Here is a 23,013-nt window from a genome sequence, read left to right as displayed (position 1 = left end):
CGGTGTCGAGCGAGACGGTGCCGAGCAGGATGGCGCCGAGCAGGATGGCGCCGAGCAGGACCGGGCCCAGCAGGACGGGGCCCAGCACTGCAGCGGAACCGGGCACGGGAACGGTGTCGGCCACGGACGACGTCCGGCGAGGGAACGGAGTGACGCGGTGAGCATGCCCTCCGCGGCGGAGCTGACGCGCGCCCGTACCGCGCGCCGCGGCGTCGCGCTGATGCTCGTCGTCGCCGGCGTCGCGGCCTGCGCACTGAGCCTGCTGAAGGTGACCGGCGGTGCCGCCGGCGACATCCGCCTCTTCGTCACGATCGGCTTCCTGCTGCTGGGCCCCGGCTGGTCCGCGGCGGGCTTCCTGCGCCGAGCGCCCGCGGCGCACGTCTGGCTGCTGACCCTGGGCGTCGGCGTGGCGACCACGCTGCTCGCCGCGCAGATCATGGTCAGCACCGTCTGGTGGCACCCCGACCTGATGCTCTACATCGTCACCGGGATCAGCATCCCGTTCCTGCTCCGGCACGCGGTGGTCGCGCAGTGACCACCCAGGACACCCGCCGGGGTGCCCGCGACGGCGGGACCCCGCGCGAGGACGGCGGCCGCACCGGGACCGGCGCCGCGGACGCGCAGGGCGGCACCGTCCGCAGCGATCCCGAGGCCACGCAGGTCCTCCGCCCCGTCGGCCCGACACCGGGGAACGGCCCGGACGGCACCGACCCGCCCACCGCGGCGATCCCGGTCGTCCCGCCCGCCGAACCGCCGGCCGACGCCGAGCCGCCGGCCGAGCCGTCGTGGTACCGGCGGAACCGGGTCGTGATCGACCGCTGGCTCTCGCCGGCGCTCGCCCTGCTGGCGGTGGCCATGCTGCCGCTCGCGGTGGTCACCACCGACCTGCAGGCGCTCGACGGCTGGGGCCTGGCCAAGGTGCTCGGCATCCCGGGCTGGCTGGCCCTGCTGTTCGCGATCGGTTCCTGCCTCTCCGAGCTCTACGCCCGGCGCCCGCGCATCCCGATGCTCGGCACCGCCACCGGCGTCCTCATCCTCTGCTCGACCGGCCTGCCGTCGGTCGTCGAGCCCGCCGCGCGGTTCGGCACGGCCTGGACGATCACCGGCTTCGTCGACGCGGTGGCGGTCGCCAACGGCGTCCCGCCGCAGGGCCTCGACGCCCGGTTCTCCTGGCCCGCGTTCTTCGCCCAGTGGGCGTGGTTTCGCCAGGCCGGCGGCGCCGACCAGCTCGACGAGGTGCTGCGCTGGTTCCCGCCCGCCGTCGTCACGGTGTGGGCCATCGGCATCTACGCGCTCGCCCGCTCGATGCTGGGTGGCACCCGCGCCCCCTGGGCCGCGGCCTGGCTGTTCGTCGGCCTGAACTGGATCGAGCAGGACTACTTCTCACCGCAGGCCACGGGCATCTGCCTGCTGCTCACCGTGCTGACGTTCGCCCTCGGCCCGCTGGCCACCCGCCGGACGGACCCGAGTGGCGTGCCGGGCTGGCCGGCCCCGCACCGCGGCGCGAAGCGCCTGCCCCTGCTGCACCGCTGGCTGGTCTCCGGCATGACGCCGCCGAACCGGCCGACCCTGCCCCCGCGGCAGCTGCTGCTGGTCTACTTCTGCGCGGCGCTGTGCATTCTCGCGGTCATCCCGGCCCACCAGCTCACCCCGTTCGCGATCCTCGGCCAGCTGTTCCTGCTGGCCGTCGTGGGCCGCTACCGGGGCCGCGGGCTCGTGCTGGTCGGCGTGATCGGCGTGGTCCTCTTCATCCTGATCGCCGCCCGTTCCATCTGGATGAACCAGATCACGCTGTTCATCGGCACCGGCGACACGGGCGCCGCGCTGCAGGAGGGCGTGGCCGACCGGCTGACCGGCGACGCGGGCCAGATCGTCGTCAAGTACGGGCGGGTGCTCGTCGCCGGGCTGTCGTACCTGCTGGGCATCGTGGGCGCGTGGGTCTACTGGCGGCGCCGCCGCGACCTCGTGCCGATCGGGCTCGCCGTGGTGCCGATGGCGTTCGCCGCGCAGGGCTACGGCAGCGAGGGCTTCCTGCGGATCGTGCTGTTCGGCCTGCCGATCCTCACGATCCTGGGCGCGGACTTCCTGCGCTGGACGGTCCGCAAGCGCGCGTGGATGCGGCCGGTGCTGGCCGTCGGGATGGTCGCGCTGTTCGGCACGCTGGTGTTCCTGCGCGGGGGCAACGACTCCTACCAGGTCGTCTACCCCGAGGACGCCGCGATGTACCGGTCGGTCGTCGCGACGACCCCGCCCGGGCAGAACGTCATCCCGGTCTCCGACCCCGGGCCGTTCGCGATCGAGGGCCTCACGCTCTTCGGGCGCGGCGGCGGCGTGCCGGGCTGCGGCCGGATCGGCGTGTCGGACGACCCGATCGGGTGCACGGCGAAGGTCTCTCCCGACGTCCTCGTGAACTTCGGGTCGATCGAGGCCCAGGGCGTCTACCTCTACGGCAAACCGCACAACTGGTCGCTGGACTACGCCAACACCCTGGTCCGGCAGGGCACGTACTACTTCTGGTACCAGAGCCCGGACGACCCGTACGACTACGTGCTGCGCAAGGTCGGGGTGCCCGTGCTCCCGGGCGGTACCGCGGGGAGGCCCGGATGACGATCGACCCGGGATTCGACAAGTGGGTGTGGCTGTCGTTCCTCGGCCTGCTGGTCGTCCTCGGCATCCGGGCCTGGGTGGTGGAGAGCAGCCGCGGCCGGCTGGAGCGCACGCCCACGCGGGTGCGGGCGCTCACGGCGGCCTCGGTCGGCGTCGTCGCCGTCGTCGTCGCGATGCTCACCATCCAGGGGGGCCAGCAGGTCGTCCACTCCGTCCTGACCCGCACCGACCCCGTCACCGGGCTCCCGCTGGACGAGCCGCAGCAGCCTGCTCCGGCCCCGCCCGCGGACCCGAACGCCCCCGCGGCCACTGATCCGAACGCAGACCCGAACGCGAACCCGAACGCACCCGCGGCGGGCGCCGCGCCCTGACCTGAGTCGGGGTGGTGGATTTCACCGCGATATCGTGACCGCCGCTGCGGGCGGCGACCCGGAAAGGCCCGGGTCGCGGCGACGCGGGGGCAGGTACGCAGCGTTCCCAGGAGGAGGGCTCCACACCTCATGTCGGACAAGGTCTACGACTTCGTCGTGGTCGGCGGTGGTGCGGCCGGGTGCGTCCTGGCCAACCGCCTGAGCGCCGACCCGGCCCACCGGGTGCTCCTTCTCGAGGCCGGGAAATCGGACCCGTTCTGGGACGTGTTCACCCACATGCCGGCGGCGATGGGTCTGGCGATCGCCAGCAAGAGCCACAACTGGCACTACGTCTCCGAGCCCGAGCCGTTCATGCAGAACCGCCGCATGGACCTGCCGCGCGGCAAGCTGCTCGGCGGCTCCGGCTCGATCAACGCCATGACCTACGTCCGGGGCCACCCGGCGAACTTCGACCAGTGGGCGAAGGTCGTCGGCGACGACGCCTGGGACTACGCGCACGTCCTGCCGTACTTCAAGAAGATCGAGGACTCGCTGACCTTCGGCGGGAACGAGTACCGCGGCCGCGGCGGCCTGCAGACGGTGGAGCGCGCCCCGGCCGACCACCCTCTGTTCGCACTGTTCTTCGAGGCCGCCCAGCAGGCCGGGTACAACCTGACCGCGGACCTCAACGGCGCGGTGCAGGAGGGCTTCGCGGCGTTCGACCGCAACATCCGGCGGGGCCGGCGGCAGTCGTCGTCGCAGGCGTACCTGCACCCGGTCATGGGGCGGCCCAACCTCGAGGTCCGCACCCGCGCGCTCGCCACGCAGGTCGTGTTCTCCGGGACCCGCGCGGTCGGGGTGACCTTCCGGGGCGCCGGCGGCCACGAGGAGATCGTCCGGACCAAGGAGGTCATCCTCTCCGGCGGCGCGTTCAACACCCCGCAGCTGCTGCAGCTGTCCGGGGTCGGCCGCGCCGAGGAGCTCGAGGCGGTCGGCGTGGCGCCGGTCCACGACCTGCGCGGGGTCGGCCACAACCTCGAGGACCACCTGGCCGTCCAGGTCCAGCACCGGTGCACCCAGCCCATCTCGATGGTGCACATGAAGGACAAGAAGAACTGGCCGAAGATGGGCCTGCAGTGGCTCGCCGGCCGGGGCCCCGCGGGGAGCAACCTGTTCGAGGCGGCGGGCTTCATCCGCAGCAACGAGGACATGGAGTTCCCCGACGTCATCGTCGGGTTCGCGCCCATGGCGATGGCCTTCGACGAGAAGCGGATCGTGGAGGGGCACGGCTACCAGGTGCACGTCGGCACCATGGCGGCACGCTCCCGCGGCAGCGTCACGCTGCGCTCGGCCGACCCGTCGGCCCACCCGCGGATCATCTTCAACTACCTGGACAACCAGCGGGACCGGGACGACTGGGTCAAGGCGATCCGCATCGCGCGCGACATCATGTCCCAGCCGGCCTTCTCGGGCGTCGACGGCGGGGAGGTCGTCCCCGGGCCGGAGTTCCGGACGGACGAGGAGATCCTCGACTGGATCTCGCACACCGCGCAGACCGGGCTGCACCCCACGGGAAGCGCCCGGATGGGCCGCACCCCGGACGACGTCGTGGACCCCGACACCCTGCGGGTGCACGGCGTCGACGGGATCCGGGTGGTCGACGCGTCGATCTTCCCGACCGTGACCAACACGCAGACCTACGCGCCCACCCTGATGGTGGCCGAGAAGGCGTCGGACATGATCCTCGGCAACACGCCGCTGGAGCCGGTGCACCTCGCCCGCCCGCAGGTCGTCTCGCAGGCGCGGCCGGCCGCGGCCTCCGAGGACGTGGTGGCGCCGGCCGGCCAGGCCTGACGCCACCGGGCGGTGCGGCAGGCGCACCGCCGACGAACCACGAAGGAGAAGCATGGAGCTGCCGGGGCGGGCGCCGGCCTGGGTCGGCCGGGTCGAGCGGCGGACCGACGGGCCGGACGCCCTCGACCTGTCGGTGGACCCCCGGTACCTGGCGGCCCGGCTGCTGGTGACCGCGGGCGGCGTGCCCGCGGGGCTGATCTCGGTCGGCCTCACCGGCGGTCGCGCGACCACGTCGACCGTGCGGGCCGCGATCGAGGCGCAGCTGGGGCCGGACACGGGTGAGGAGCAGGCGCTGCCGCGCTCGGTGGAGCCGCTCACCGTGGTGATCGCGACGCGCGGCCGGGCGGAGAGCCTGCGGACCAGCATCGCCGCCGTGGTGGCGGGTGACCACCCCGCCGTCACCGTGGTCGTGGTGGACAACGACCCGCCGGACGAGAGCACCCGGCTGGTCGCCGAGGAGTTCGCCGACCGGGGCGTGATCTACGTCCGCGAGCGGCGCCGCGGCCTGTCGGTGGGCCGCAACCGCGGGCTGCGCGAGGCGGTCACCCGGCTCGTCGCGTTCACCGACGACGACACCGAGGTGGACCGGCAGTGGGCGAGCCGCATCGCGGCCGTGTTCGCCGCCGAGCCCGACCTCGCCTGCCTCAGCGGGCCGGTGATCGGCGCCGTGCTGGAGACCGAGGAGCAGCTGGCCGCAGAGCGCGCCCTGGTGTGGAACCGGGGCTTCGAGGCGCGCCGCTACTCGCTGGCCGACCCGCCCGCGGACTCCGCGATCTTCCCCTTCTCGCCGGGCCTGTTCGGGATCGGCGCCAACTTCGCCGTCCGGGCGGACGTCGCGCGCGCCGTCGGCGGGTTCGACGAGGCGCTGGGCGCGGGTGCCCCGACGCGCGGCGGCGAGGACTGCGAGTTCATGGTCCGTCTGGTCCTGGCCGGGCACCGGGTGGGCTACGACCCGGGCGCGTTCGTCTGGCACCACCACCGGTCGTCGCCGGAGGAGCTGCGCAGCCAGCTGCGGGGCTACTCGATGGGCCTGGGCGCGTTCCTCACCAAGATCGCGCTGGACCCCCGGGCGGGGGCGATGGCCGCCAAGCGCATCCCGGCCGCGTTCGCGCAGTTCCGGCAGATCGGCGCGCGCGAGTCCACCGCCGGCGAGGGCGTGGCCGCCGGGAGCCTGGGGGAGCGACTGGCCTGGATCGTCGACGGCGGCTCGGCCTACGTCCGGGGTCGCCGGGCGACCCGGCGGGTCGGCGGCAGGGTGCCCCGGCTGTCCCCGGTGAACTCGCACGTCACGTCCGACCGCTGACGTCGTTGGACTCGGTGACGGGGGCGTCCGCGGGGTGCTCTACGCTCGCCTTCTGTCCGAATTGTCCGATCTGAGCTGTCCGATGTGACGAGGAGTCCCAGTGTCCGAAGAGTCCGGGCCCGGTGGCGGCGGAGCCCCCACCCGGGGGATCTCCCGCCGCACCGGCCTGATCATCGGCGGCGTCGCCGTCGTGGCCGTGCTCGCGCTGATCGCCGTGCTCGTCGGCTCCCCGTCGTCGGACTCCGGGAACATCCCCGGGAGCGGCAGCGTGTCCGAGCCGCCCGGCCCGACGACGCCCACGCAGACCCAGAGCGCGGGCGCGGACACGAGCGCCGCCACCCTGCTGGGCTGGGGTGAGCCCAGCCGCGTCGACGAGTTCGACGGGCCCCGCCCCGCCGGCTGGAGCATCTACAAGGGCGAGGGGCACGACGGCAACGGCCGCCGCACCACCGAGTCGATCCACGTGAACGACGGCATCCTCACCATCAAGGGCGACGCCCAGGGCAACACCGGTGGCCTCGCGCTCAACCCGGGTCAGATGTACGGGCGCTGGGAGGGCCGGGTGAAGATGCCGGCCAGCGACCCGACGTACCACGCCCTGCTGCTGCTGTGGCCGGACGAGGAGAACTGGCCGGAGGGCGGCGAGATCGACTTCATGGAGGCGACCTCGGGCGACCGGCAGAACGTGAACTCGTTCCTGCACTACAGCAAGGACAACAAGCAGATCGAGCACTCGGTGGACGTCGACGGCACCGAGTGGCACAACTGGGCCGTGGAGTGGACCCCGGACCACATCATCGGCTACCTCGACGGCCGCGAGTGGTACCGGATCGAGGACAAGGACACGCTGCCGCCGGGCCCGATGCACCTGTGCATCCAGCTCGACTGGTTCCCCGAGGACGGCGACCCGGGCAACGTGAAGCCCTCGGAGATGCAGGTCGACTGGGTCAAGGAGTACCAGTACGCCGGCTGACCCACCCCGGACACGAACCGGCCGGTGCCCCCGCGAGGGGCACCGGCCGGTGTCGTTCTCGGGGTCGCGCCGGGTTCAGGCCCGGCGGACCGCCTTCAGCTTCAGCGTCTTCGCGTTGGCGATGTCGATGCTGCCCGTGTCGGTGTCGATGTCCGGGTCGAACCAGTCCGGCACCGGGCCGGCGATGCCCGGCGCGATCCGCTCGGAGCTGTTGAAGGTGTCCGGCTTGACCCGCCCCGCGGCCCGCGCGGCGAACCAGGCGCCGACCGACGCGACCGTGCGCGCCACCTCGCTGCGGCTCGGGCGGACGTGCTCGGCGAGGGCCTTCTGGTACCACTCCATCTGCACCCGGAGGGCGTGCTCGAGGCTGTAGTGCCGGCGCACGAGCTCGAGGGCGAACGCGGCGTTCTCCTTGCGGCGCACCTGGTCGTCCAGGAGCGTGGTCAGCTCGCGGACCAGCGCGTCCTCGCCCGTGCCGCCGTCGCCGATGCCGTAGAAGCCGCGCCAGCGGAACAGCCGGGCCGACTCGCGGTCGAGCATCTGGAAGTAGCCGCGCTCGCCCTGCACGATGCAGGGCTTGCCGAAGGCCATCGCCCGCAGGATCGACCCGCCCATGCCGAGGGCGATGTCCGCGGACGCGTAGGCGGGCCGCGGGTCGACCCGCATTCCGGGCAGCAGCACGACCTCGCGGCCGGCGCGGGCGTTCGTCGCGTCGGCGAGGGCGCGCAGCTCGGGCATCGCCGGCCCGTCGCCGACCATCACCAGCCGGAGCCGGTGGTGCGGCGGGATCCGGCCGGCGGCGCGGATGGCCGTCTCCAGGCCCTCCTGCTTGAGCGCCCGGGCGAACCGGCTGACCACGACGACGGCGATCTCGTCCGGCGCAATCCCGAGCTCGGCCCGGAAGGCGTCGCCGCCGGGGTAGTCCGGGTACTGGCCGACCGTGTCCGTCGGGATCTCGAGGACGCCGATCGAGCCGCTGCGCTCGCGGGTCTCCATCGCGATCAAGGGCCCGCAGACCTGCAGCGGCACCGAGCCGGGCATGAAGTCCGGCACGGACATGCTGTTGATCGTCATGGTCATCGGCACGTCGTCGAGGCGGTGCGGGCCGAGGAAGGCGAGCAGCGAGGGCGTGAGCTCGTAGGCGTGGATCAGGTCCGGCCGCAGCCGCCGGGACAGGTCACGGATCCGCTTGTACGCGGCCCGCGCGGTGGGCGCGATGTTGTCCGGGACCAGCTCCTCGACCGCCTCGAACCGGACCCCGCGCTTGTGGATGACGTCCTCGAGGACACCGGGCGGCCCGGCGACCACGACCTCGTGGCCCATGTCCCGCACGCCCGCGGCCAGGTCCACGGAGTTGCGCTGGCTGCCGCCGATGTCCAGGTTGTGCAGGACGACGAGCAGGCGCAGCGGCCGGTCCGTCGGCCAGCGGCTCGCGCGGGGAGCGCTGTGCGCGTTCACTCCTCGGGTCTCCCTCGTGTGTGAAGAAGGCCGTCCGTCAGGACGGGCGCCGGCCTGCTCCCGTCGCCAGTCCGGCGACGGGGGTCGGCTCTGTCGGGGGGTCGGAACGGTCGGTGGGGCCGGCGGGATCGTCGCCCGGCTCCGACGTGCGGCCGGTCTCCTCCTCGACGGCGTCGTGCCGCAGCGTCCGCATGAAGCGGACGAGCGGGACGGCGACGACGAGCGCCGTGACGGCCTGGGCGAGGAGGAACGCCAGGCCGGCGCCACCGATGCCCATGCGGTCCATGAGCACCACCGCGAGGCCGATGACCAGGGCCGCGGTGAACACCTCGAGCACCACGACGCGACCCATCTGGTTGCGCAGCCGGGAGGTGTTGATGAAGTTCATGTTGATGATCGTGAAGGGGATCGCGAGCACCGCGTAGCGCAGCACCCAGGTGCCCTGCTCGGAGTAGGAGTCGCCGAGCACCGAGAGCACCCACGGGGCCAGGAAGAACAGCGACGGCACACCGAGGCCGCCGATCAGGTAGCTGAGCCGGAAGGTGCGCTTCATCAGCGCCCACTGCTCGCGCCGGTCGTGGCTGGCCTCCACGACGTAGGAGGAGCTGATGTTCCAGATCAGCACGCTGAAGGACTCGGCGATCAGCCACGGCAGCGCGTAGTAGGCGTTGGCCTCGGTGCCCAGCCGCGCCACGACCAGCAGCGGCAGCACCAGCGGGATGATCACCGTGACGGCGCCGGTGGCGTACTCGGCCAGGAAGATCGACAGCAGCCCGCGCCGGTCCGGCATCGGCGGCGTGCCCTCGCCGGGCGGCGGCACGCGGGGGAGCAGGCGCAGGAACAGGATCGGCGAGATCACGAGCTGCAGCGCGATGATCGGCAGCGCCCAGGCGACGAGGATGCCCTTCTCGAACGCGAGGTTCGCGAAGAGGATCAGCAGTCCCATCTTGCCCAGCGCGAACAGCAGCTGCTCGAGCGGGATCCAGGTGGAGCGGCGCAGCCCGGTGAGCACCCAGTCCTGCAGCGTCGACAGCGCGAGCAGCGCGACGAGCAGCGGGAACGCAGCCCGGTCCCAGAAGGTGGGGAACAGCTCGTCGTGCGGGAAGAAGACCAGGAAGCCCGCGCCGAGCAGGAGGGCGATGACGAGCGCGATCGCGTAACCGCCCAGGACGAGCTTGCGCGCCTTCGTGCCGGCCGACGCCAGCACGCGGCCGAAGAGCAGCCCGACGTTCGACGCCGCGACCTGCGACAGCATCGTGGCGGTGGACAGGATCGCCGAGGACCTGCCGACCTCGGCGGCGGGCAGCCGTGCGGCGATCGCCCAGAACCCCAGGCCCACGAGCGCGGTGATGCCGGTGGCGGCCATCAGCGCGAAGGCGTTGAGCTCCAGGCTGGGCAGCAGCGAGCGGCGCTTGCGCGGCGTCTCGGGGCCCGGCGTCTCGGGGCCCGGCGTCTCGGGCAGCTCGGCCGTCTCCGGGGACGCCGGGTCGGCCGCGGCCGGGGCTTCGGCGACCTCCGGCATCCGCGCGGTGCGGAGGCCGATGGTGTCGAGCGCGGCGTTCTCCGCGGTGCCCGGTGCGGGGACCTGGACGGCGGCGAACCGCTCGGTGGGGGGATCGGCGTACGGGTCCGCACCCGGTCCGGTGATCCGGTTGGCCGGCGCGCCCGCGGCGGGCCTGCCCGGGCCGCCCGCGAGTCGCTCGTCGCCGCGCACCGGACCCCTGTCTCGCTCCACTACCGAAGTACCCCGTCAGACCTGTCCGTGCCGCGCGCACCCGGCGGGCGCTGGTCGCCGCTCCTCGTCTCGGTCCCCGGAGCCTAATGGTCGACTCGCCGCCGCCGGTCCCGGGGTGTAGCGTGCGCGATCTTGCGCCGGGGCCCGGTGGGGACCCCGCGTCGTCCATCGATCACCCGACGGAGCGTGTTACGCCGCCCGTCCCGGTGTCCCGCCGGTCACGCGGTGCCGCGGAGGGCGGCCGGGGCGCGCGGCTATCGTCGGCGCCGCACACGACGGACGACGAGCGGGAGCGCGCATGGCCGCCACGACGGGCAGCACGACCGGGGTGCGGGTGCACCCGCAGGGCCTCTGCGAGAGCACGGACGTCGGCGACGGCACCCGGGTGTGGGCCTTCGCGCACGTCCTGCCCGGCGCCCGGGTCGGCCGGGACTGCAACATCTGCGACTGCGCCTTCGTCGAGGACGGGGCGGTGCTCGGCGACAACGTCACCGTGAAGAACGGCACCCTCGTCTTCTCCGGCGTCACCTGCGAGGACGACGTCTTCCTCGGCCCGAACGTGCTGTTCACCAACGACCTGCGCCCGCGCGCGGCGATCAAGCGCGGGCCCGAGGCCCTGCTGCCCACCGTGGTCCGGCGCGGCGCGACGCTCGGTGCCGGCTCGGTCGTGGTGTGCGGCACGGAGATCGGCGAGCACGCCTTCGCCGCGGCGGGCGCCGTCGTGACCCGCTCGGTGCCGGCTCACGCCTTCGTCGCCGGGAACCCGGCGCGGGTGAAGGGCTGGGTCTGCGTGTGCGGCGAGCGGCTCGGCGAGGACCTGGTGTGCCCGGAGTGCGGCACCGCCCACGAGCGGGCGGGGGAGGGACTGCGCGTCCGGCCCTGACCGGACCGTCGCTAGAGTCCCCCGGCGGGAGAGTCCACCGGGGTCCCCGCCGGCGTCCGGCCGGCCGGCCCCGCCGCGGGACGCCGCCTCCGCCGACCCCGACGGCGGAGCGAGCCGGGCGCCCCGCGCCGACCACACCGGACCGAGGAGCAGACCGAAATGGCCCGTGCCGCCCAGACCACCGCCTCCACCGCGTCGACCACAGCGCTGCGCGCCCTGCGCGACGTCGGCGCGGCCGCCTGGTTCGGCGGCTCGCTGATGGGGGCGTCGGGTCTCAACGCCGCCGCCGACGCCGCCGGGGGCCCGCTCGAGCGCGAGCGCGTCGTCACCGCCGGCTGGGCGCGCTGGACCCCGATCTTCCGGGCCGCCGCGGCCGCCCACCTGCTCGGCAGCGTCGGGCTGCTGGCCCGGCGCCGCAGCAAGGCCGACCTGGTCGGCCTCGGCCTCACCACCGCCGCCGTGGGCGCGGTGGCGGGCACGGCGGTCCTGGGGAGCAAGGAGGTCCCCGAGACGACCATCCACGCCGTGGAGTGGACCGTCCCCGCGCTGCTGGCCGGCGTGATCCTCAGCGGCGTCGGCCGGAAGGGCTGACGCGGCTGTGACCTCGACGTCGTCCCTGCGCAGCTCGCTCGGCGAGCTCCCCGCCGCCCAGGCCGCCTACCGGTGCGCCGTCGCCGGCCGGATGCGGGCGGAGCGGTGGGGCCTGGCCCTCGACGAGGCGCTGCGGACCCGCACCGGCCTGACCCGCCCGCGCGGCACCGCGGTCGGCCGGATCCTCGCCTACCACTCGATCGGCACGGACGAGTGGGGCGTCAACGACGTGCGGCCGGCCGACTTCGAGCGGCACCTGCAGGTCGCCGCGGACGACGGCTGGACCTTCGCCACCCCGGCCGAGGTGCTGGCCGCCCCGGAGCGCAGGCAGCTGGCGATCACGTTCGACGACGGCGCCACCAGCGTGCTGGACAACGCCGTGCCGGTGCTGCGCCACCACGGCGTCCCGTCGACCATGTTCGCGGTCAGCGGGTGGGCGGACGGCGGGCACGACGCCGGGTACGCGCACGTCCTCGACTGGGCCGGGCTGGCCCGGCTCGAGGCGGCCGGGGTCACGCTGGCCAGCCACTCGGCGTCGCACCCCGACTTCGGCCGGCTCGACCCGGCGGCGGCCGAGCGCGAGCTCGTCGAGTCCCGGAGCCGGCTGGAGAAGATGCTCGGCCACGAGATCGACGAGTTCGCCATCCCGTTCGGACAGTCGGCGAACTGGACCCCGGAGGCCGGGGCGATCGCGAGCCGCGTCTACCGCACGGTGTACGCGCAGGCCGTGGACACGCGGCCCGCGGGCACGATCCCGCGCACCTTCATCACGCAGATCGACCGACCGTTGATCTTCCGCGCCGCCCTCAACGGCGCCTTCGACAACTGGGAGGAGTGGTTCCTCGGCCCCCGCTGAGCGGAGCGTGCGCAGCGAACATCGGCGCTGACCACTTCCGGCAACGGCGAACGGCGCTCTCGCTCACCAGGAATGAGCGAGAGCGCCGTTCGTCTGTCGGGGGTCAGAGGGCGGAGCGGAGGGTGTCCACCACGCGCTGCTGCTGCTCCTCGGTGATCTGCGGGTAGAGCGGCAGGCTCAGGATGCGGTCCGCCGTCGCCTCGGCCACCGGGAAGTCGCCGGTCTTGCCGAGGTGCCCGAAGGCGCCGGTGAGGTGCACCGGGGTGGGGTAGTGGATGCCCGCGCCGACGCCGTGGGCGTTGAGGTGCGCCAGGACCTCGTCGCGACGGTCCACCTCGATCACGTAGAGGTGCCAGACCGGCTCGTTGCCCGCCGTGACTGTCGGGGTCGTGACGCCGGGGAGGTCGGCGAGGAGGGCGTCGTAGCGCGCCGCCGCGGTCCGGCGGGCGGCGTTCCAGGCGTCGAGCCGGGTGAGCTTCGCCGAGAGCACGACGGCCTGCAACGCGTCGAGCCGGCTGTTCACGCCGGCGACGGTGTGCTCGTACTTGCGCGGCGAGCCGTGCGCGCCGAGCAGCCGGACCCGCTCGGCCAGCTCGGCCGAGCCGGTGAGCACCGCGCCCGCGTCGCCGTAGGCGCCGAGGTTCTTGCCCGGGTAGAAGCTGGTGCCGGCGATGTCGCCGATCGCGCCGGCCTGCAGCCCGTCCCGCCGCGCGCCCTGGGACTGCGCCGCGTCCTCGCAGATCGCGACGTGGTCCGGCAGCCCCGCCTTCAGCCGGGCGACGTCCGCGACCTGGCCGTAGAGGTGGACTGGGAGCACCGCCCGGGTCCGGTCGGTGACCGCTGCGAGCGCGGCGTCGACGTCGATCAGCGCGGTGCCGGGCTCGCAGTCGACGAGCACGACCTCGGCCCCGGCGCGGGCGACCGCCTCGGCGGTGGCGATGAACGTGTTCGCCGGGACGATGCACTCGTCGCCCGGCCCGACGCCGAGTGCGCGCAGGGCGAGCTCGAGTGCGTCCGTGCCGTTGGCGACGCCGACGACGTGGTCCACGCCGGAGTACGCGGCGTAGGCGGCCTCGAACTCGGCGACGGCCGGTCCGCCGACGAAGGCGGTGCGGGCGAGTACCTTCTCCCAGCCCTCGGCGACCTCGGCGGCCACCTCGGCGTGCTGGGCGGCCAGGTCGACGAGGGGGATCGGGGCGTGCGGGACCGGGGTGGTGGGGGCGGCCATGCGGCTCCTAGTGGCTCGGGGAGCTGGTGGCGAGGCCGAGGGCACCGGCCAGCGCGTCGACGACGGCGCGCTGCTCGGGCTCCCCGATCTCGTGGTGCACCGGCAGGATCACGGTCCGGCGCGTGAGGTGTTCGGTGACGGGCAGCAGCCCGTGCGGGTGCCCGGCGTACGCGGGCTCCAGGTGGGCGGCCATGATCCCGCGGCGGGCGGAGATCCCCGCCTCGGCGAGCGCACCGAGGACGGCGACCTGGTCGGCCCCCTCGGGCAGCTCGACCCAGAAGGACTGGTAGTTGGCCGTGCCGTGCGGCGGGTCGCCGACCGCCCGCACCCCGAGCGGGGCGAGGAGCTCGCGGTAGCGCTCCGCGATGGCCCGGCGCTGCGCGACGATGCCGGGCAGCCGGCCGAGCTGGACCAGGCCCATCGCGGCCTGCATGTCCGTCATCCGGTAGTTGAAGGCGGTCTCGTCGTAGCCCTCGAGGACGACCTTCGTGCCGGCGGCGTGCCGGTCGGCCGCGGAGACGGTCATGCCGTGTTCGCGCAGCCGGCGGATCCGGGCGGCCCACCCGGCGTCGTCCGTGGTGACCATGCCGCCCTCACCGGTGGTGAGGAGCTTGCGCGGGTGGAAGGACCACGCCGCGAGCAGCGCGCCGGTCCCGACCGGGTTCCCGTTCAGCGTGGCGCCGGCGGCACACGCGGCGTCCTCGACCACCGGGAGGTCCCCGCACACGGCCTTGATCGCCGGGATGTCGGCCGGCTGCCCGCCCTGGTGGACCGCCAGCACGGCCTTCGTCCGCGGGGTGAGCACCGCCGCGACGGTCTCGGCGGTGACGTTCCCCGTCTCCGGCTCGACGTCGGCGAACACCGGGGTGGCGCCGCAGTAGCGGATCGCGTTGGCGGTCGCGATGAAGGAGAACGACGGGCACACGACCTCGTCGCCCGGGCCCACGCCCAGCACGTACAGCGAGAGGTGCAGCGCGGTGGTGCAGTTCGAGGTCGCGACGGCGTGCGCGGCGCCGACGTGGGCGGCGAACGCCTTCTCGAACTCGGCGACCCGGGGGCCCTGGGCCACCCAGCCCGACCGGACCGCGGCCGCGACGGCCTCCGCCTCCTCCTCGCCGAGGAGGGGCTTCATCACGGGGATCACGCGGAGACCCCGGTCTCGGCCTTCCACCAGGCGACGAGCCCGCGCAGGCCCTCGTCCATCCCGATCGTCGGCTTCCAGCCGAGGTCGCGGGCGGCGGCGGAGATGTCCGCGAGCCGGCGGGTGACGCCGTTGACCTGGCGGGCCGGGCCGAACTCCGGGGTGAGGTCGGAGTCCATGGCCTTCAGCAGCGCCTCGGCCAGCCCGGCCAGGCTGATCTCCTGGGCGGTGGCGATGTTGTAGACGTCGTCCGTGACCGGGGCCTGCGCCGCGAGCACGTTGGCGCGGGCGATGTCGTGGACGTGGACGAAGTCCATCGTCTGCTTCCCGTCGCCGAAGATCAGCGGGCGGTCGCCGCGGGCGATCCGCTCCATCCAGCGGATCAGCACCTCGGTGTAGACCCCGTAGGCGTCCATCCGCGGGCCGTAGACGTTGAAGTAGCGCAGCGCGACGTAGTCCAGGCCGTTCATGGCGTGGAAGCTGCGCAGCATGCCCTCGTTGAACGCCTTGGCGGCGCCGTAGAAGGTGTCGTTGTTGTACGGGTGGTGGCGCTCGGTGGTGGGGAACTCCTCGGCCAGCCCGTAGACCGACGCCGACGAGCTCGCGACCACCTTCTTGACCCCGTGCTCGACGGCGGCCTCGATGATCGTGAACGTGCCGTCGACCAGGCTCTCCAGCGCGGTCCGCGGCTGCTCGGCGCACTGGGTGATGCGCAGCGCGGCGAGGTGGAACACCAGGTCCTTGCCGGCGGTCAGCTCGCCGACCAGCCCGCGGTCGTTGATGTCGCCCTCGACGAGGGTCAGCCGGTCGCCCGCGGCCTCCTGCGCCGCGGCGATGTTCTCCCGCCGCCCGCGCACGAGGTTGTCCAGCACGACGATCTCGGTCGCACCGGCCTCGACGAGCTGGTCGACCAGGGTCGAACCGATGGTGCCGGCACCGCCGGTGACCAGGACCCGCTGGCCCTCGACCGGCTGGGCCGCCTTCTCGCTGCTGGTCACACCGTCACCTCTCCGCGGCCGCGCTGGGCCATCGTGGTCGGAACGTCCTCGATCACCCCGGCGGTGGTGCGCGGGGTCTCCTGGATCGCGCGGATCGGCACGGACTGGCCGTCCTTCGCGAGGCTCTCAGAGGCGGCCTCGAGGATCGCGAGCACCCGCAGCCCCGCGAAGCCGTCCGTGAGCGGGCGCCGGTTCTCGGCGATGGCCGCCGCGAACTCGACCATGACCGACCGCAGGGCCTCCAGGTTGGCCAGGGCCGGGGCGACGGTGTCGCCGGTGCGGTACGAGACGAGCCGGCGGCCGCGGACGTCCGCGTCCTCCAGCTCGGGGGAGATCCGGTCGACGCCGCGGTCGTGCTCCGAGAGGCGCTGGGTGGGGTTGAGGTCGTCCCAGATCACGGTCCGGTTCGACCCGCCCACCACGAAGGTGCGGATCTTGGTGGGGGAGAGCCAGTTGACGTGCACGTGGGCGAGCGCGCCGTTGGACAGCCGCAGCGTGAGGTGCGCGACGCAGGCGTGCCCAGCGCCCACCGGGTCCGAGCCGTGCGCGGCCACCGAGACCGGGAACACGTCGTCCGGCAGGATCGCGTCGAAGATGGACAGATCGTGCGGGGCCAGGTCCCACAGGACGTCCACGTCGGGCTGCACGATGCCGAGGTTGATCCGCACCGAGTCGATGTACTGCAGATCGCCGAGCCGGCCGCTGCGCACGACCTCGCGGATGTGCCGCACCTCGGACGTGTAGCAGAACGTGTGGTCGACCATCAGCACGCGGCCGAGCCGCTCGGCGGCCTCGACCAGCCGGCGACCCTCCTCGTAGGTCGGTGCCAGCGGCTTCTCGATCAGCACGTGCTTGCCGGCCTCAAGGGCGCGCATCGCCACGTCGAAGTGGGTGGCGGCCGGGGTCGCGATCGCCACGGCGGACACCGCGGGATCGGCCAGCACCTCGTCGAGGGAGGTGGACACCTGCACGGTCGAGTAGTTGCCGAGCACCTGCCGGGCCCGGTCGGCGTTGAGGTCGCACAGGTACTCGAGGTGCAGGCCCGGGGTCTGCTGTGCATTGCGGACGAGGTTGGGACCCCAGTACCCGCCGCCGACGACGGCTATCCCGATCGGACCGTTGCTCTCCACTGTGTACCCGTCCCCCATCCGGTCCCGTCCCCTCGAGTGCGGCGTCGATCTCGGGTCCGGACCCTACAAGGACCCCTTCGGGTGATCCCCAGCGCGTCGGGCCCGGCCCGGATCGCCCCACCGGGTACACGCGCGGGCGAGTCGTCCCCGGAGGTCCGGTTCGTCCCCCGGCGGCACGCCCGGCCGCGCTCGGCCGCACGGGGGACGCCGCGGACCCGCCGGTAGCATCGGTGCCCATGTTGACGGCCAGGCTTCCCCACCTGCCCCCCGTGGTCGGAGCTGTCCCGTCGTCCGCTCCCGTCGCTGCCGAGGCGCAGTGACACGACCGGACTCCGAGGCCAGCACCCCCGTCTCCGCGCACCGGCGCGAGGAGCCCGACCCGCCTTCGGGCGGCGCGCGACCCCCGGTCCCCGACCCCGATCGGCGACCCTCACCCCTCTTCGACGACGCCGTCCCCGGTGCACCCGGCGACCGGCGGACCCCCTCGGGCGGCACGGCGGCGGGCCGCCCCGGGGGATCCGCGGCGGGCCGCCCCGGTGACTCCGCGGGATCTTCGGCGCCGGGGCCGGTCGGCTGGTTCGACAGCCCGCCCCGGCCCCACGACCCCCCGACCGTCGAGCTCGCGCCCGGTGCGGTGGCCGTGCGCAGCGACGCGTCGCCCGACGACGGTCCAGAACCGCCGGCCGAGGGCAGCAAGGACCTCGGGTCGTCGTCGGGCGGCTCCGGCAAGCGGGCCCTGTCCGACGGCCTGTCCCTCTCGATCAGCGGCGCCGTCGGGTCGCTGGCCGGGTTCGTCAGCTGGCTGATCGCGGCGCGGATCATGCCGCAGGAGGCGGTCGGCTACGCCTCGGCGTTCGTGTCGGCGTTCCTGCTCGTCGCCGGCGTGGCGCAGCTGAACCTCGACTCGGCGATGATGCTGTGGATGCCGCGGTCGGGCCGCAAGGCGTCGACCCTGTTCTGGCGCAGCCACCTGGTGATCATCCCGTCCTGTGCGCTCGTCGGGCTGGTCTACGTCCTGCTCGAGCCGCTGATGGCCACCACGGGCGCGGGCGACGTGCTCCCGCTCTGGGCCGGCGGCCTGCTGTTCGTGGCCGCCGGCATCGGCTGGGGCCTGTGGGGCGTGCACGACTTCAGCCTGATCGCGGTCGGCAAGACCTGGTGGGCGTCGTGGCGCAACATCGCGTTCGCGTTCGCCCGGATCGGCATGCTGGTCGCCCTGGGCGCGAGCCTCGGGCCGTTCGGCGTGGTGCTGTCGTGGGTGGTGCCGATCGCGCTGTGGACGCTCGGCAGCGCCGTGGTCGGCGGGATCTACACCCGCAAGTTCGCGCAGCTCTCGGACAAGGAGTGGCTGCCGACGCGCCGCGAGGCCGTGTCCTTCCTGGGCCCCACGACCCTGGCCCACTGGGGCACGGTGCTGCTGTTCAACCAGGTCACGGTGATCGTGACCCAGCGCTTCGGCGCGACGACCGGCGCGGCGTTCTTCATCGCCTGGCAGGCGGTCATGGTGATCGACATCGCCGCGCAGCGGTTCATGCAGTCGCTGTCGGCGCAGCTGGCCCGGGACCCGGAGAACGCCGCGGCGCACATCCGGGCCTCTCGCAAGCGGCTCTACCTGATCTTCCTGCCGATGATCGTGGTCGGCGTGCTGCTCGCCCGGTTCGGGCTGGAGTTCTTCGGCCCGGGCTACGCCCAGGCGGACGACGTGCTCCGCGTGCTGCTGCTCGGCATGATCGCCCGGCTGGTGATCTCGCACGAGCTCGGCGTGCGGCAGGCGCGGCACGACGGCGTCGGCTTCGCGCGGCTGCAGCTGATCAGCACGGCCTTCGTGATCGTCGTGGTGCTGTTCGTCCCGATCGGGCCGGCCGACGCCTCGGGTGCGCACCCCGTCGAGCAGCTGATGCCGGTGGCGGCGGGCTACGCGATCTCCCAGCTGGTGTGCGCGGTCGCGGTGGTCGTGTGGCCGCGGCTGCGCCGCCGGACCCCCGCCCGGGCCTGAGAACGACGGGGGCGCGTGGCGGATCCCGCCACGCGCCCCCGGTCCGTCGGGCCTCGGGTCAGCCGAGGCCGCCGATGGCGACGTACTTGAGCTCGAGGAACTCCTCGATCCCCACCGTGCCGCCCTCGCGGCCCAGGCCGGACTCCTTGATCCCGCCGAACGGGGCCGCAGGGTTGGAGACCAGCCCGGTGTTGAGCCCGACCATCCCGCTCTCGAGCTTCTCCGACACTCGCAACGCCCGGTTCAGGTTCTCCGTGAACACGTAGTTGACCAGGCCGAACTCGGTGGCGTTGGCCGCGGCCAGGGCTTCGTCCTCGGTGTCGAACACCGAGATCGGCGCGACCGGGCCGAAGATCTCCTCGTGGTTGAGCCGCGAGTCCTGCGGCACGTCCGTGAGCACCGTCGGCGGGTAGAAGTAGCCGCGGCCCTCCGCGGCCTCGCCGCCGACCTTGACCTGCGCTCCGTGGGCGATCGCGTCGCCGACCAGGTCGACGACCTTGTCCCGGCCCTTGGCGTCGACCAGCGGGCCGACCTGCACGCCGTCCTCGGTGCCGCGGCCCACCTTGAGCGCGCCCATCCGCTCGGCGAGCTTCGCCGCGAACTCCTCCGCGACGCCGCGCTGGACGTAGAAGCGGTTGGCCGCCGTGCACGCCTCGCCCATGTTCCGCATCTTCGCGAGCATCGCGCCGTCGACGGCCTTGTCGAGGTCGGCGTCGTCGAACACGAGGAAGGACGCGTTGCCGCCCAGCTCCATCGACGTCCGCAGCACCTTCGCGGCGCACTGCTCCAGGAGGATCTTGCCGACGCCGGTCGAGCCCGTGAACGAGAGCTTGCGCGCCCGGCCGTCCTTGATGATCGGCTCCATCACGCCGGCTGCGTCGCTGGCCGTGATGACGTTGAGCACGCCGGCCGGCAGCCCGGCGTCGAGCAGGATCTGGCCCAGGGCCAGCATCGACAGCGGGGTCTGCTGCGCCGGCTTGATCACGACGGTGCAGCCCGCGGCGATCGCCGGGCCGATCTTGCGGGTGCCCATGGCCAGCGGGAAGTTCCACGGCGTGATGAACACGCACGGCCCGACCGGCTGCTTCATCACGAGGAACCGGCTGCCGCCCGCGGGCGCGGTCGCGAAGCCGCCGTCGATCCGCACGGCCTCCTCGCTGAACCAGCGGAAGAACTCGGCGGCGTAGGTGACCTCGCCGCGCGACTCGGCCAGCGGCTTGCCCATCTCCAGGGTCATCAGGAGGGCGAGGTCGTCGACCCGCGCGATCATCGTCTCGTACGCGCGGCGCAGGATCTCCCCGCGCTCGCGCGGGGCCATGGCCGCGAAGCCGGCCTGCGCCTCGTGAGCGGCGGTGAGCGCCGCGAGCCCGTCCTCCCGGCCCGCGTCGGCGACCTCGGCGAGGACCTCGCCGGTCGACGGATCCTCGACCTTCGTCGTCGCCCCCGACGCCGCCTGTCGCCACTCGCCGCCGATGAGCAGCCCGGTGGGGACGGCCTCGAGGACCTTCCTTTCGAGATCGGGGTTCGTCATGCCCCGGATGTTCCCATCCCGCCACACCTTGATGCACGGGTCCGATCCGTGGGCTAGGAAGGACGGGTGACGGACACGATGGCGACACTGCCGGATCTCGTGCCCCCGCCGGTGGAGCTGCCGGAGCGCGTCGCGGCGCTGCGGTCCGAGGTGCGTGCGTTCCTCGCGGAGGAACGCGCCGCCGGGGCCTGGCGTCCGCGCGCGGACACCTGGCTCTCGGGGTGGGACGAGCGGTTCACCAAGGAGCTGGCCCGGCGCGGCTGGCTGGGGATGACGATCCCGACCGAGTACGGCGGGCACGGGCGCGGCGCGCTCGACCGGTACGTGGTGACCGAGGAGCTGCTGGCGGCGGGCGCGCCGGTGGCCGCGCACTGGGTGGCGGACCGGCAGATCGGCCCGTCGCTCATGCGGTTCGGCACCGAGGAGCAGCGGCAGAGGTTCCTGCCCGGGATCGCGGCCGGGGAGGTGTACTTCGGCATCGGCATGTCGGAGCCCGACTCGGGCTCGGACCTGGCGTCGGTGCGGTCCAAGGCGGACCGGGTCGACGGCGGCTGGGAGCTGACCGGCACGAAGGTCTGGACGTCCGGGGCGCACCACGCGCACGCCTTCTTCGCGCTGGTCCGGACCTCACCGAAGGACGACACCAACCGGCACGCCGGGCTGTCGCAGCTGATCGTGGACCTGAAGGCGCCGGGGGTGACGATCCGGCCGATCCCGCTGCTCACGGGCGCGCACCACTTCAACGAGGTGGTCTTCGACCGGGTCTTCATCCCGGACTCGATGGTGCTGGGCGAGATCGGGCAGGGCTGGCACCAGGTCACCTCGGAGCTGGCCTTCGAGCGCTCCGGCCCGGAGCGCTACCTGTCGACGTTCCCGCTGGTGGTGGCACTTCTGGGGGAGATCGCCGGCAGTGACCTGGACGCCGGGCGGCGCCGGGACCTCGGCGGGCTGGTGTCGCGGTACTGGACGCTGCGGCGGATGTCGCTGGCCATCGCCGGCGCGCTCGAGGCGGGCAAGGCGCCGGAGCTGGCCGCGGCGGTGGTGAAGGACCTGGGCACCCGGTTCGAGAACGAGGTGATCGACGCGGCCCGGCTGCTGGTGTCGATCCCGCCGGACCCGGGCGCCGAGCAGGGCGGGTTCGCCCGGCTGCTGGCCGACGCGGTGCTGCACGCCCCGGGCTTCACGCTGCGGGGCGGGACGAACGAGATCCTGCGCGGGATCGTCGCCCGCGGATTGGGGCTGCGCTGATGAGTGCCGAACTTCGGGAGATGGCGGAGTCGGTCTTCGGCGACGCCTGGGACAACTCCACTGACGCGTTCGACGCCGAGCTGTGGAAGACCGTCGAGCAGACCGGGCTGGCCCGGTTGACCCTGCCCGAGGAGGCCGGGGGCAGCGGCGGCACGGTGTCGGACGCGGCGGCGGTGCTGACCGCGGCCGGGCAGTTCGCGGCGCGGGTGCCGCTGGTGGAGACCGACCTGCTGGCGGCGTGGCTGCTGCACGCGGCCGGGCTGGAGGTGCCGTCCGGGCCGTTGTCGGCGACGGTCGCGGGGAGCCTGTCGATCCAGCCGGCGGCCGGCGGGGCCGGGGCGGACGTGTCCGGCACACTGCGCCGGGTGCCGTGGGGCCGGGCGGTGGGCGCGGTCGCGGTGCTGGCGGGTGAGCAGGTGCTGCTGGTCGACACCGCCGGCGCCGGCGTCGAGGAGGGGACCAACCTCGCCGAGGAGCCCCGGGACGACCTGGTGCTCAACGAGCTGACCGTGCGGCACGTGGCCGACGTGCCGTCGGTGGCGCTGGTCGAGTTCCCGCTGCGCGCGGCGCTGGGCCGGGCGTTGCTGCTGGCCGGGGCGGCCCGCGGGGCGGTGGCGATGGCAGTGCGGTACGCGACCGAGCGGGTGCAGTTCGGCCGCCCGATCGCGAAGCTGCAGGCCATCCAGCAGTCCCTCGCGCTGGCCGGTGCCGAGGTGGCCGCGGCCGCGGCGGCGACCGAGGCCGCGGCGCGGGAGGTCGACGGGCACGGGTTCGCCGAGGCGTCGTTCGCCATCGCCGCCGCCAAGGCCCGCGCGGGGGAGGCGGCCGGGCAGGTCGCCCGGATCACCCACCAGGTGCACGGGGCCATCGGGTTCACCCGCGAGCACGACCTGCGGCTCGTCACGACCCGGCTCTGGGCCTGGCGGGACGAGGACGGCTCCGAGGCCTACTGGAACGACCGCGTCGGCGCCCGCGCGCTCGAGGCCGGCGCCGACGGTCTCTGGCCGCTGCTCACGGGCACGCCCTGAGGGGCCGGGCGGGCGACCCCCACGCCGAGGCGGGGCGCCGCGGGGGGGGGGGGGGCGAGGCGGGGGGGGAGGTAGGTGATTTGTTGAGAAACTTGAGGAGCAA

Annotated in this window: 19 protein-coding genes; 12 read left to right on the top strand and 7 right to left on the bottom strand. The window is 73.8% G+C overall.

Annotation, left to right across the window (positions count from 1 at the left end; genetic code table 11):
- Positions 1 to 157: 157 nt before the first annotated feature.
- From AB0B41_RS29560 to AB0B41_RS29535, 6 genes are all read left to right on the top strand, one after another.
- Positions 158 to 535: a hypothetical protein gene (locus tag AB0B41_RS29560; RefSeq protein WP_358209081.1), complete on the top strand. Its 378-nt coding sequence runs from the start codon at positions 158 to 160 to the stop codon at positions 533 to 535.
- Positions 532 to 2,607: a hypothetical protein gene (locus AB0B41_RS29555; protein ID WP_358209079.1), complete on the top strand. Its 2,076-nt coding sequence runs from the start codon at positions 532 to 534 to the stop codon at positions 2,605 to 2,607. The genes AB0B41_RS29560 and AB0B41_RS29555 overlap by 4 nt, the downstream gene beginning before the upstream one ends.
- Positions 2,604 to 2,978: a hypothetical protein gene (locus AB0B41_RS29550; protein WP_358209077.1), complete on the top strand. Its 375-nt coding sequence runs from the start codon at positions 2,604 to 2,606 to the stop codon at positions 2,976 to 2,978. Before AB0B41_RS29555 ends, AB0B41_RS29550 begins: the two co-directional genes overlap by 4 nt.
- A 129-nt stretch (positions 2,979 to 3,107) precedes the next feature.
- A complete protein-coding gene (locus tag AB0B41_RS29545) occupies positions 3,108 to 4,811 on the top strand; it encodes a choline dehydrogenase (RefSeq protein ID WP_358209075.1) in 1,704 nt (567 codons plus the stop codon).
- Between the two features lie 52 nt (positions 4,812 to 4,863).
- Entirely contained in the window at positions 4,864 to 6,114 is a 1,251-nt protein-coding gene (locus tag AB0B41_RS29540) for a glycosyltransferase family A protein (RefSeq protein ID WP_358209073.1), read from the top strand.
- Positions 6,115 to 6,214: 100 nt separating this feature from the next.
- Entirely contained in the window at positions 6,215 to 7,087 is an 873-nt protein-coding gene (locus tag AB0B41_RS29535) for a glycoside hydrolase family 16 protein (protein WP_358209071.1), read from the top strand.
- 75 nt (positions 7,088 to 7,162) lie between these two features.
- Here the strand turns inward: AB0B41_RS29535 and AB0B41_RS29530 are convergent, their stop codons facing one another.
- Both AB0B41_RS29530 and AB0B41_RS29525 read right to left on the bottom strand, forming a co-directional pair.
- Positions 7,163 to 8,545: a glycosyltransferase family 4 protein gene (locus AB0B41_RS29530; RefSeq protein ID WP_358209069.1), complete on the bottom strand. Its 1,383-nt coding sequence runs from the start codon at positions 8,543 to 8,545 to the stop codon at positions 7,163 to 7,165.
- A 37-nt stretch (positions 8,546 to 8,582) separates the two neighbouring features.
- Entirely contained in the window at positions 8,583 to 10,280 is a 1,698-nt protein-coding gene (locus AB0B41_RS29525; protein WP_358209067.1) for a lipopolysaccharide biosynthesis protein, read from the bottom strand.
- A gap of 298 nt (positions 10,281 to 10,578) precedes the next feature.
- Here AB0B41_RS29525 and AB0B41_RS29520 point away from each other — a divergent pair, with 298 nt between their 5' ends.
- From AB0B41_RS29520 to AB0B41_RS29510, 3 genes are all read left to right on the top strand, one after another.
- The gene (locus AB0B41_RS29520; RefSeq protein ID WP_358209065.1) at positions 10,579 to 11,163 is read left to right on the top strand and encodes an acyltransferase; all 585 of its coding nucleotides are present in this window, start codon (positions 10,579 to 10,581) and stop codon (positions 11,161 to 11,163) included.
- A 159-nt stretch (positions 11,164 to 11,322) separates the two neighbouring features.
- Complete coding sequence (locus tag AB0B41_RS29515; protein ID WP_358209063.1) at positions 11,323 to 11,754, top strand: hypothetical protein; 432 nt, start codon at positions 11,323 to 11,325, stop codon at positions 11,752 to 11,754.
- Between the two features lie 7 nt (positions 11,755 to 11,761).
- Positions 11,762 to 12,610 (top strand): polysaccharide deacetylase family protein, encoded by an 849-nt coding sequence (locus AB0B41_RS29510; protein ID WP_358209061.1) that lies wholly within the window; start codon positions 11,762 to 11,764, stop codon positions 12,608 to 12,610.
- Positions 12,611 to 12,713: 103 nt separating this feature from the next.
- On the opposite strand, the gene AB0B41_RS29505 is transcribed toward AB0B41_RS29510, so the two are convergent.
- The 4 genes from AB0B41_RS29505 to AB0B41_RS29490 are packed head-to-tail and all read right to left on the bottom strand — an operon-like array spanning position 12,714 to position 17,107.
- Positions 12,714 to 13,838 (bottom strand): DegT/DnrJ/EryC1/StrS family aminotransferase, encoded by a 1,125-nt coding sequence (locus AB0B41_RS29505; protein WP_358209059.1) that lies wholly within the window; start codon positions 13,836 to 13,838, stop codon positions 12,714 to 12,716.
- Between the two features lie 7 nt (positions 13,839 to 13,845).
- The gene (locus AB0B41_RS29500) at positions 13,846 to 14,970 is read right to left on the bottom strand and encodes a DegT/DnrJ/EryC1/StrS family aminotransferase (protein WP_358209057.1); all 1,125 of its coding nucleotides are present in this window, start codon (positions 14,968 to 14,970) and stop codon (positions 13,846 to 13,848) included.
- An 8-nt stretch (positions 14,971 to 14,978) separates the two neighbouring features.
- A complete protein-coding gene (locus AB0B41_RS29495) occupies positions 14,979 to 15,977 on the bottom strand; it encodes an SDR family NAD(P)-dependent oxidoreductase (RefSeq protein ID WP_358209055.1) in 999 nt (332 codons plus the stop codon).
- Complete coding sequence (locus AB0B41_RS29490; RefSeq protein ID WP_358209053.1) at positions 15,974 to 17,107, bottom strand: Gfo/Idh/MocA family oxidoreductase; 1,134 nt, start codon at positions 17,105 to 17,107, stop codon at positions 15,974 to 15,976. Before AB0B41_RS29490 ends, AB0B41_RS29495 begins: the two co-directional genes overlap by 4 nt.
- A gap of 640 nt (positions 17,108 to 17,747) precedes the next feature.
- Between AB0B41_RS29490 and AB0B41_RS29485 the strand changes: the two genes are divergently transcribed.
- Complete coding sequence (locus AB0B41_RS29485) at positions 17,748 to 19,103, top strand: hypothetical protein (RefSeq protein ID WP_358209051.1); 1,356 nt, start codon at positions 17,748 to 17,750, stop codon at positions 19,101 to 19,103.
- Positions 19,104 to 19,161: 58 nt separating this feature from the next.
- Here AB0B41_RS29485 and AB0B41_RS29480 read toward each other — a convergent pair whose 3' ends face one another.
- Complete coding sequence (locus AB0B41_RS29480) at positions 19,162 to 20,634, bottom strand: NAD-dependent succinate-semialdehyde dehydrogenase (protein WP_358209049.1); 1,473 nt, start codon at positions 20,632 to 20,634, stop codon at positions 19,162 to 19,164.
- 66 nt (positions 20,635 to 20,700) lie between these two features.
- Here AB0B41_RS29480 and AB0B41_RS29475 point away from each other — a divergent pair, with 66 nt between their 5' ends.
- Positions 20,701 to 21,882 carry an acyl-CoA dehydrogenase family protein gene (locus AB0B41_RS29475; protein WP_358209047.1) on the top strand — a complete coding sequence of 394 codons (1,182 nt, stop codon included), beginning with the start codon at positions 20,701 to 20,703 and terminating at the stop codon, positions 21,880 to 21,882.
- The gene (locus tag AB0B41_RS29470) at positions 21,882 to 22,910 is read left to right on the top strand and encodes an acyl-CoA dehydrogenase family protein (protein ID WP_358209045.1); all 1,029 of its coding nucleotides are present in this window, start codon (positions 21,882 to 21,884) and stop codon (positions 22,908 to 22,910) included. The genes AB0B41_RS29475 and AB0B41_RS29470 overlap by 1 nt, the downstream gene beginning before the upstream one ends.
- Positions 22,911 to 23,013: the final 103 nt, after the last annotated feature.

It is taken from the genome of Pseudonocardia sp. NPDC049154 (assembly GCF_040648315.1).
Lineage (GTDB): Bacteria > Actinomycetota > Actinomycetes > Mycobacteriales > Pseudonocardiaceae > Pseudonocardia.
This window is presented reverse-complemented; position numbering and strand designations above follow the sequence as displayed.

What these genes read in the sequence shown, in the direction of transcription:
- AB0B41_RS29545 (WP_358209075.1), top strand. Translation starts at nt 3,108, where the DNA reads ATGTCGGACAAGGTCTACGACTTCGTCGTGGTCGGCGGTGGTGCGGCC.
- AB0B41_RS29480 (WP_358209049.1), bottom strand. Translation starts at nt 20,634, where the DNA reads ATGACGAACCCCGATCTCGAAAGGAAGGTCCTCGAGGCCGTCCCCACC.
- AB0B41_RS29515 (WP_358209063.1), top strand. Translation starts at nt 11,323, where the DNA reads ATGGCCCGTGCCGCCCAGACCACCGCCTCCACCGCGTCGACCACAGCG.
- AB0B41_RS29520 (WP_358209065.1), top strand. Translation starts at nt 10,579, where the DNA reads ATGGCCGCCACGACGGGCAGCACGACCGGGGTGCGGGTGCACCCGCAG.
- AB0B41_RS29500 (WP_358209057.1), bottom strand. Translation starts at nt 14,970, where the DNA reads ATGAAGCCCCTCCTCGGCGAGGAGGAGGCGGAGGCCGTCGCGGCCGCG.
- AB0B41_RS29540 (WP_358209073.1), top strand. Translation starts at nt 4,864, where the DNA reads ATGGAGCTGCCGGGGCGGGCGCCGGCCTGGGTCGGCCGGGTCGAGCGG.
- AB0B41_RS29550 (WP_358209077.1), top strand. Translation starts at nt 2,604, where the DNA reads ATGACGATCGACCCGGGATTCGACAAGTGGGTGTGGCTGTCGTTCCTC.
- AB0B41_RS29470 (WP_358209045.1), top strand. Translation starts at nt 21,882, where the DNA reads ATGAGTGCCGAACTTCGGGAGATGGCGGAGTCGGTCTTCGGCGACGCC.
- AB0B41_RS29505 (WP_358209059.1), bottom strand. Translation starts at nt 13,838, where the DNA reads ATGGCCGCCCCCACCACCCCGGTCCCGCACGCCCCGATCCCCCTCGTC.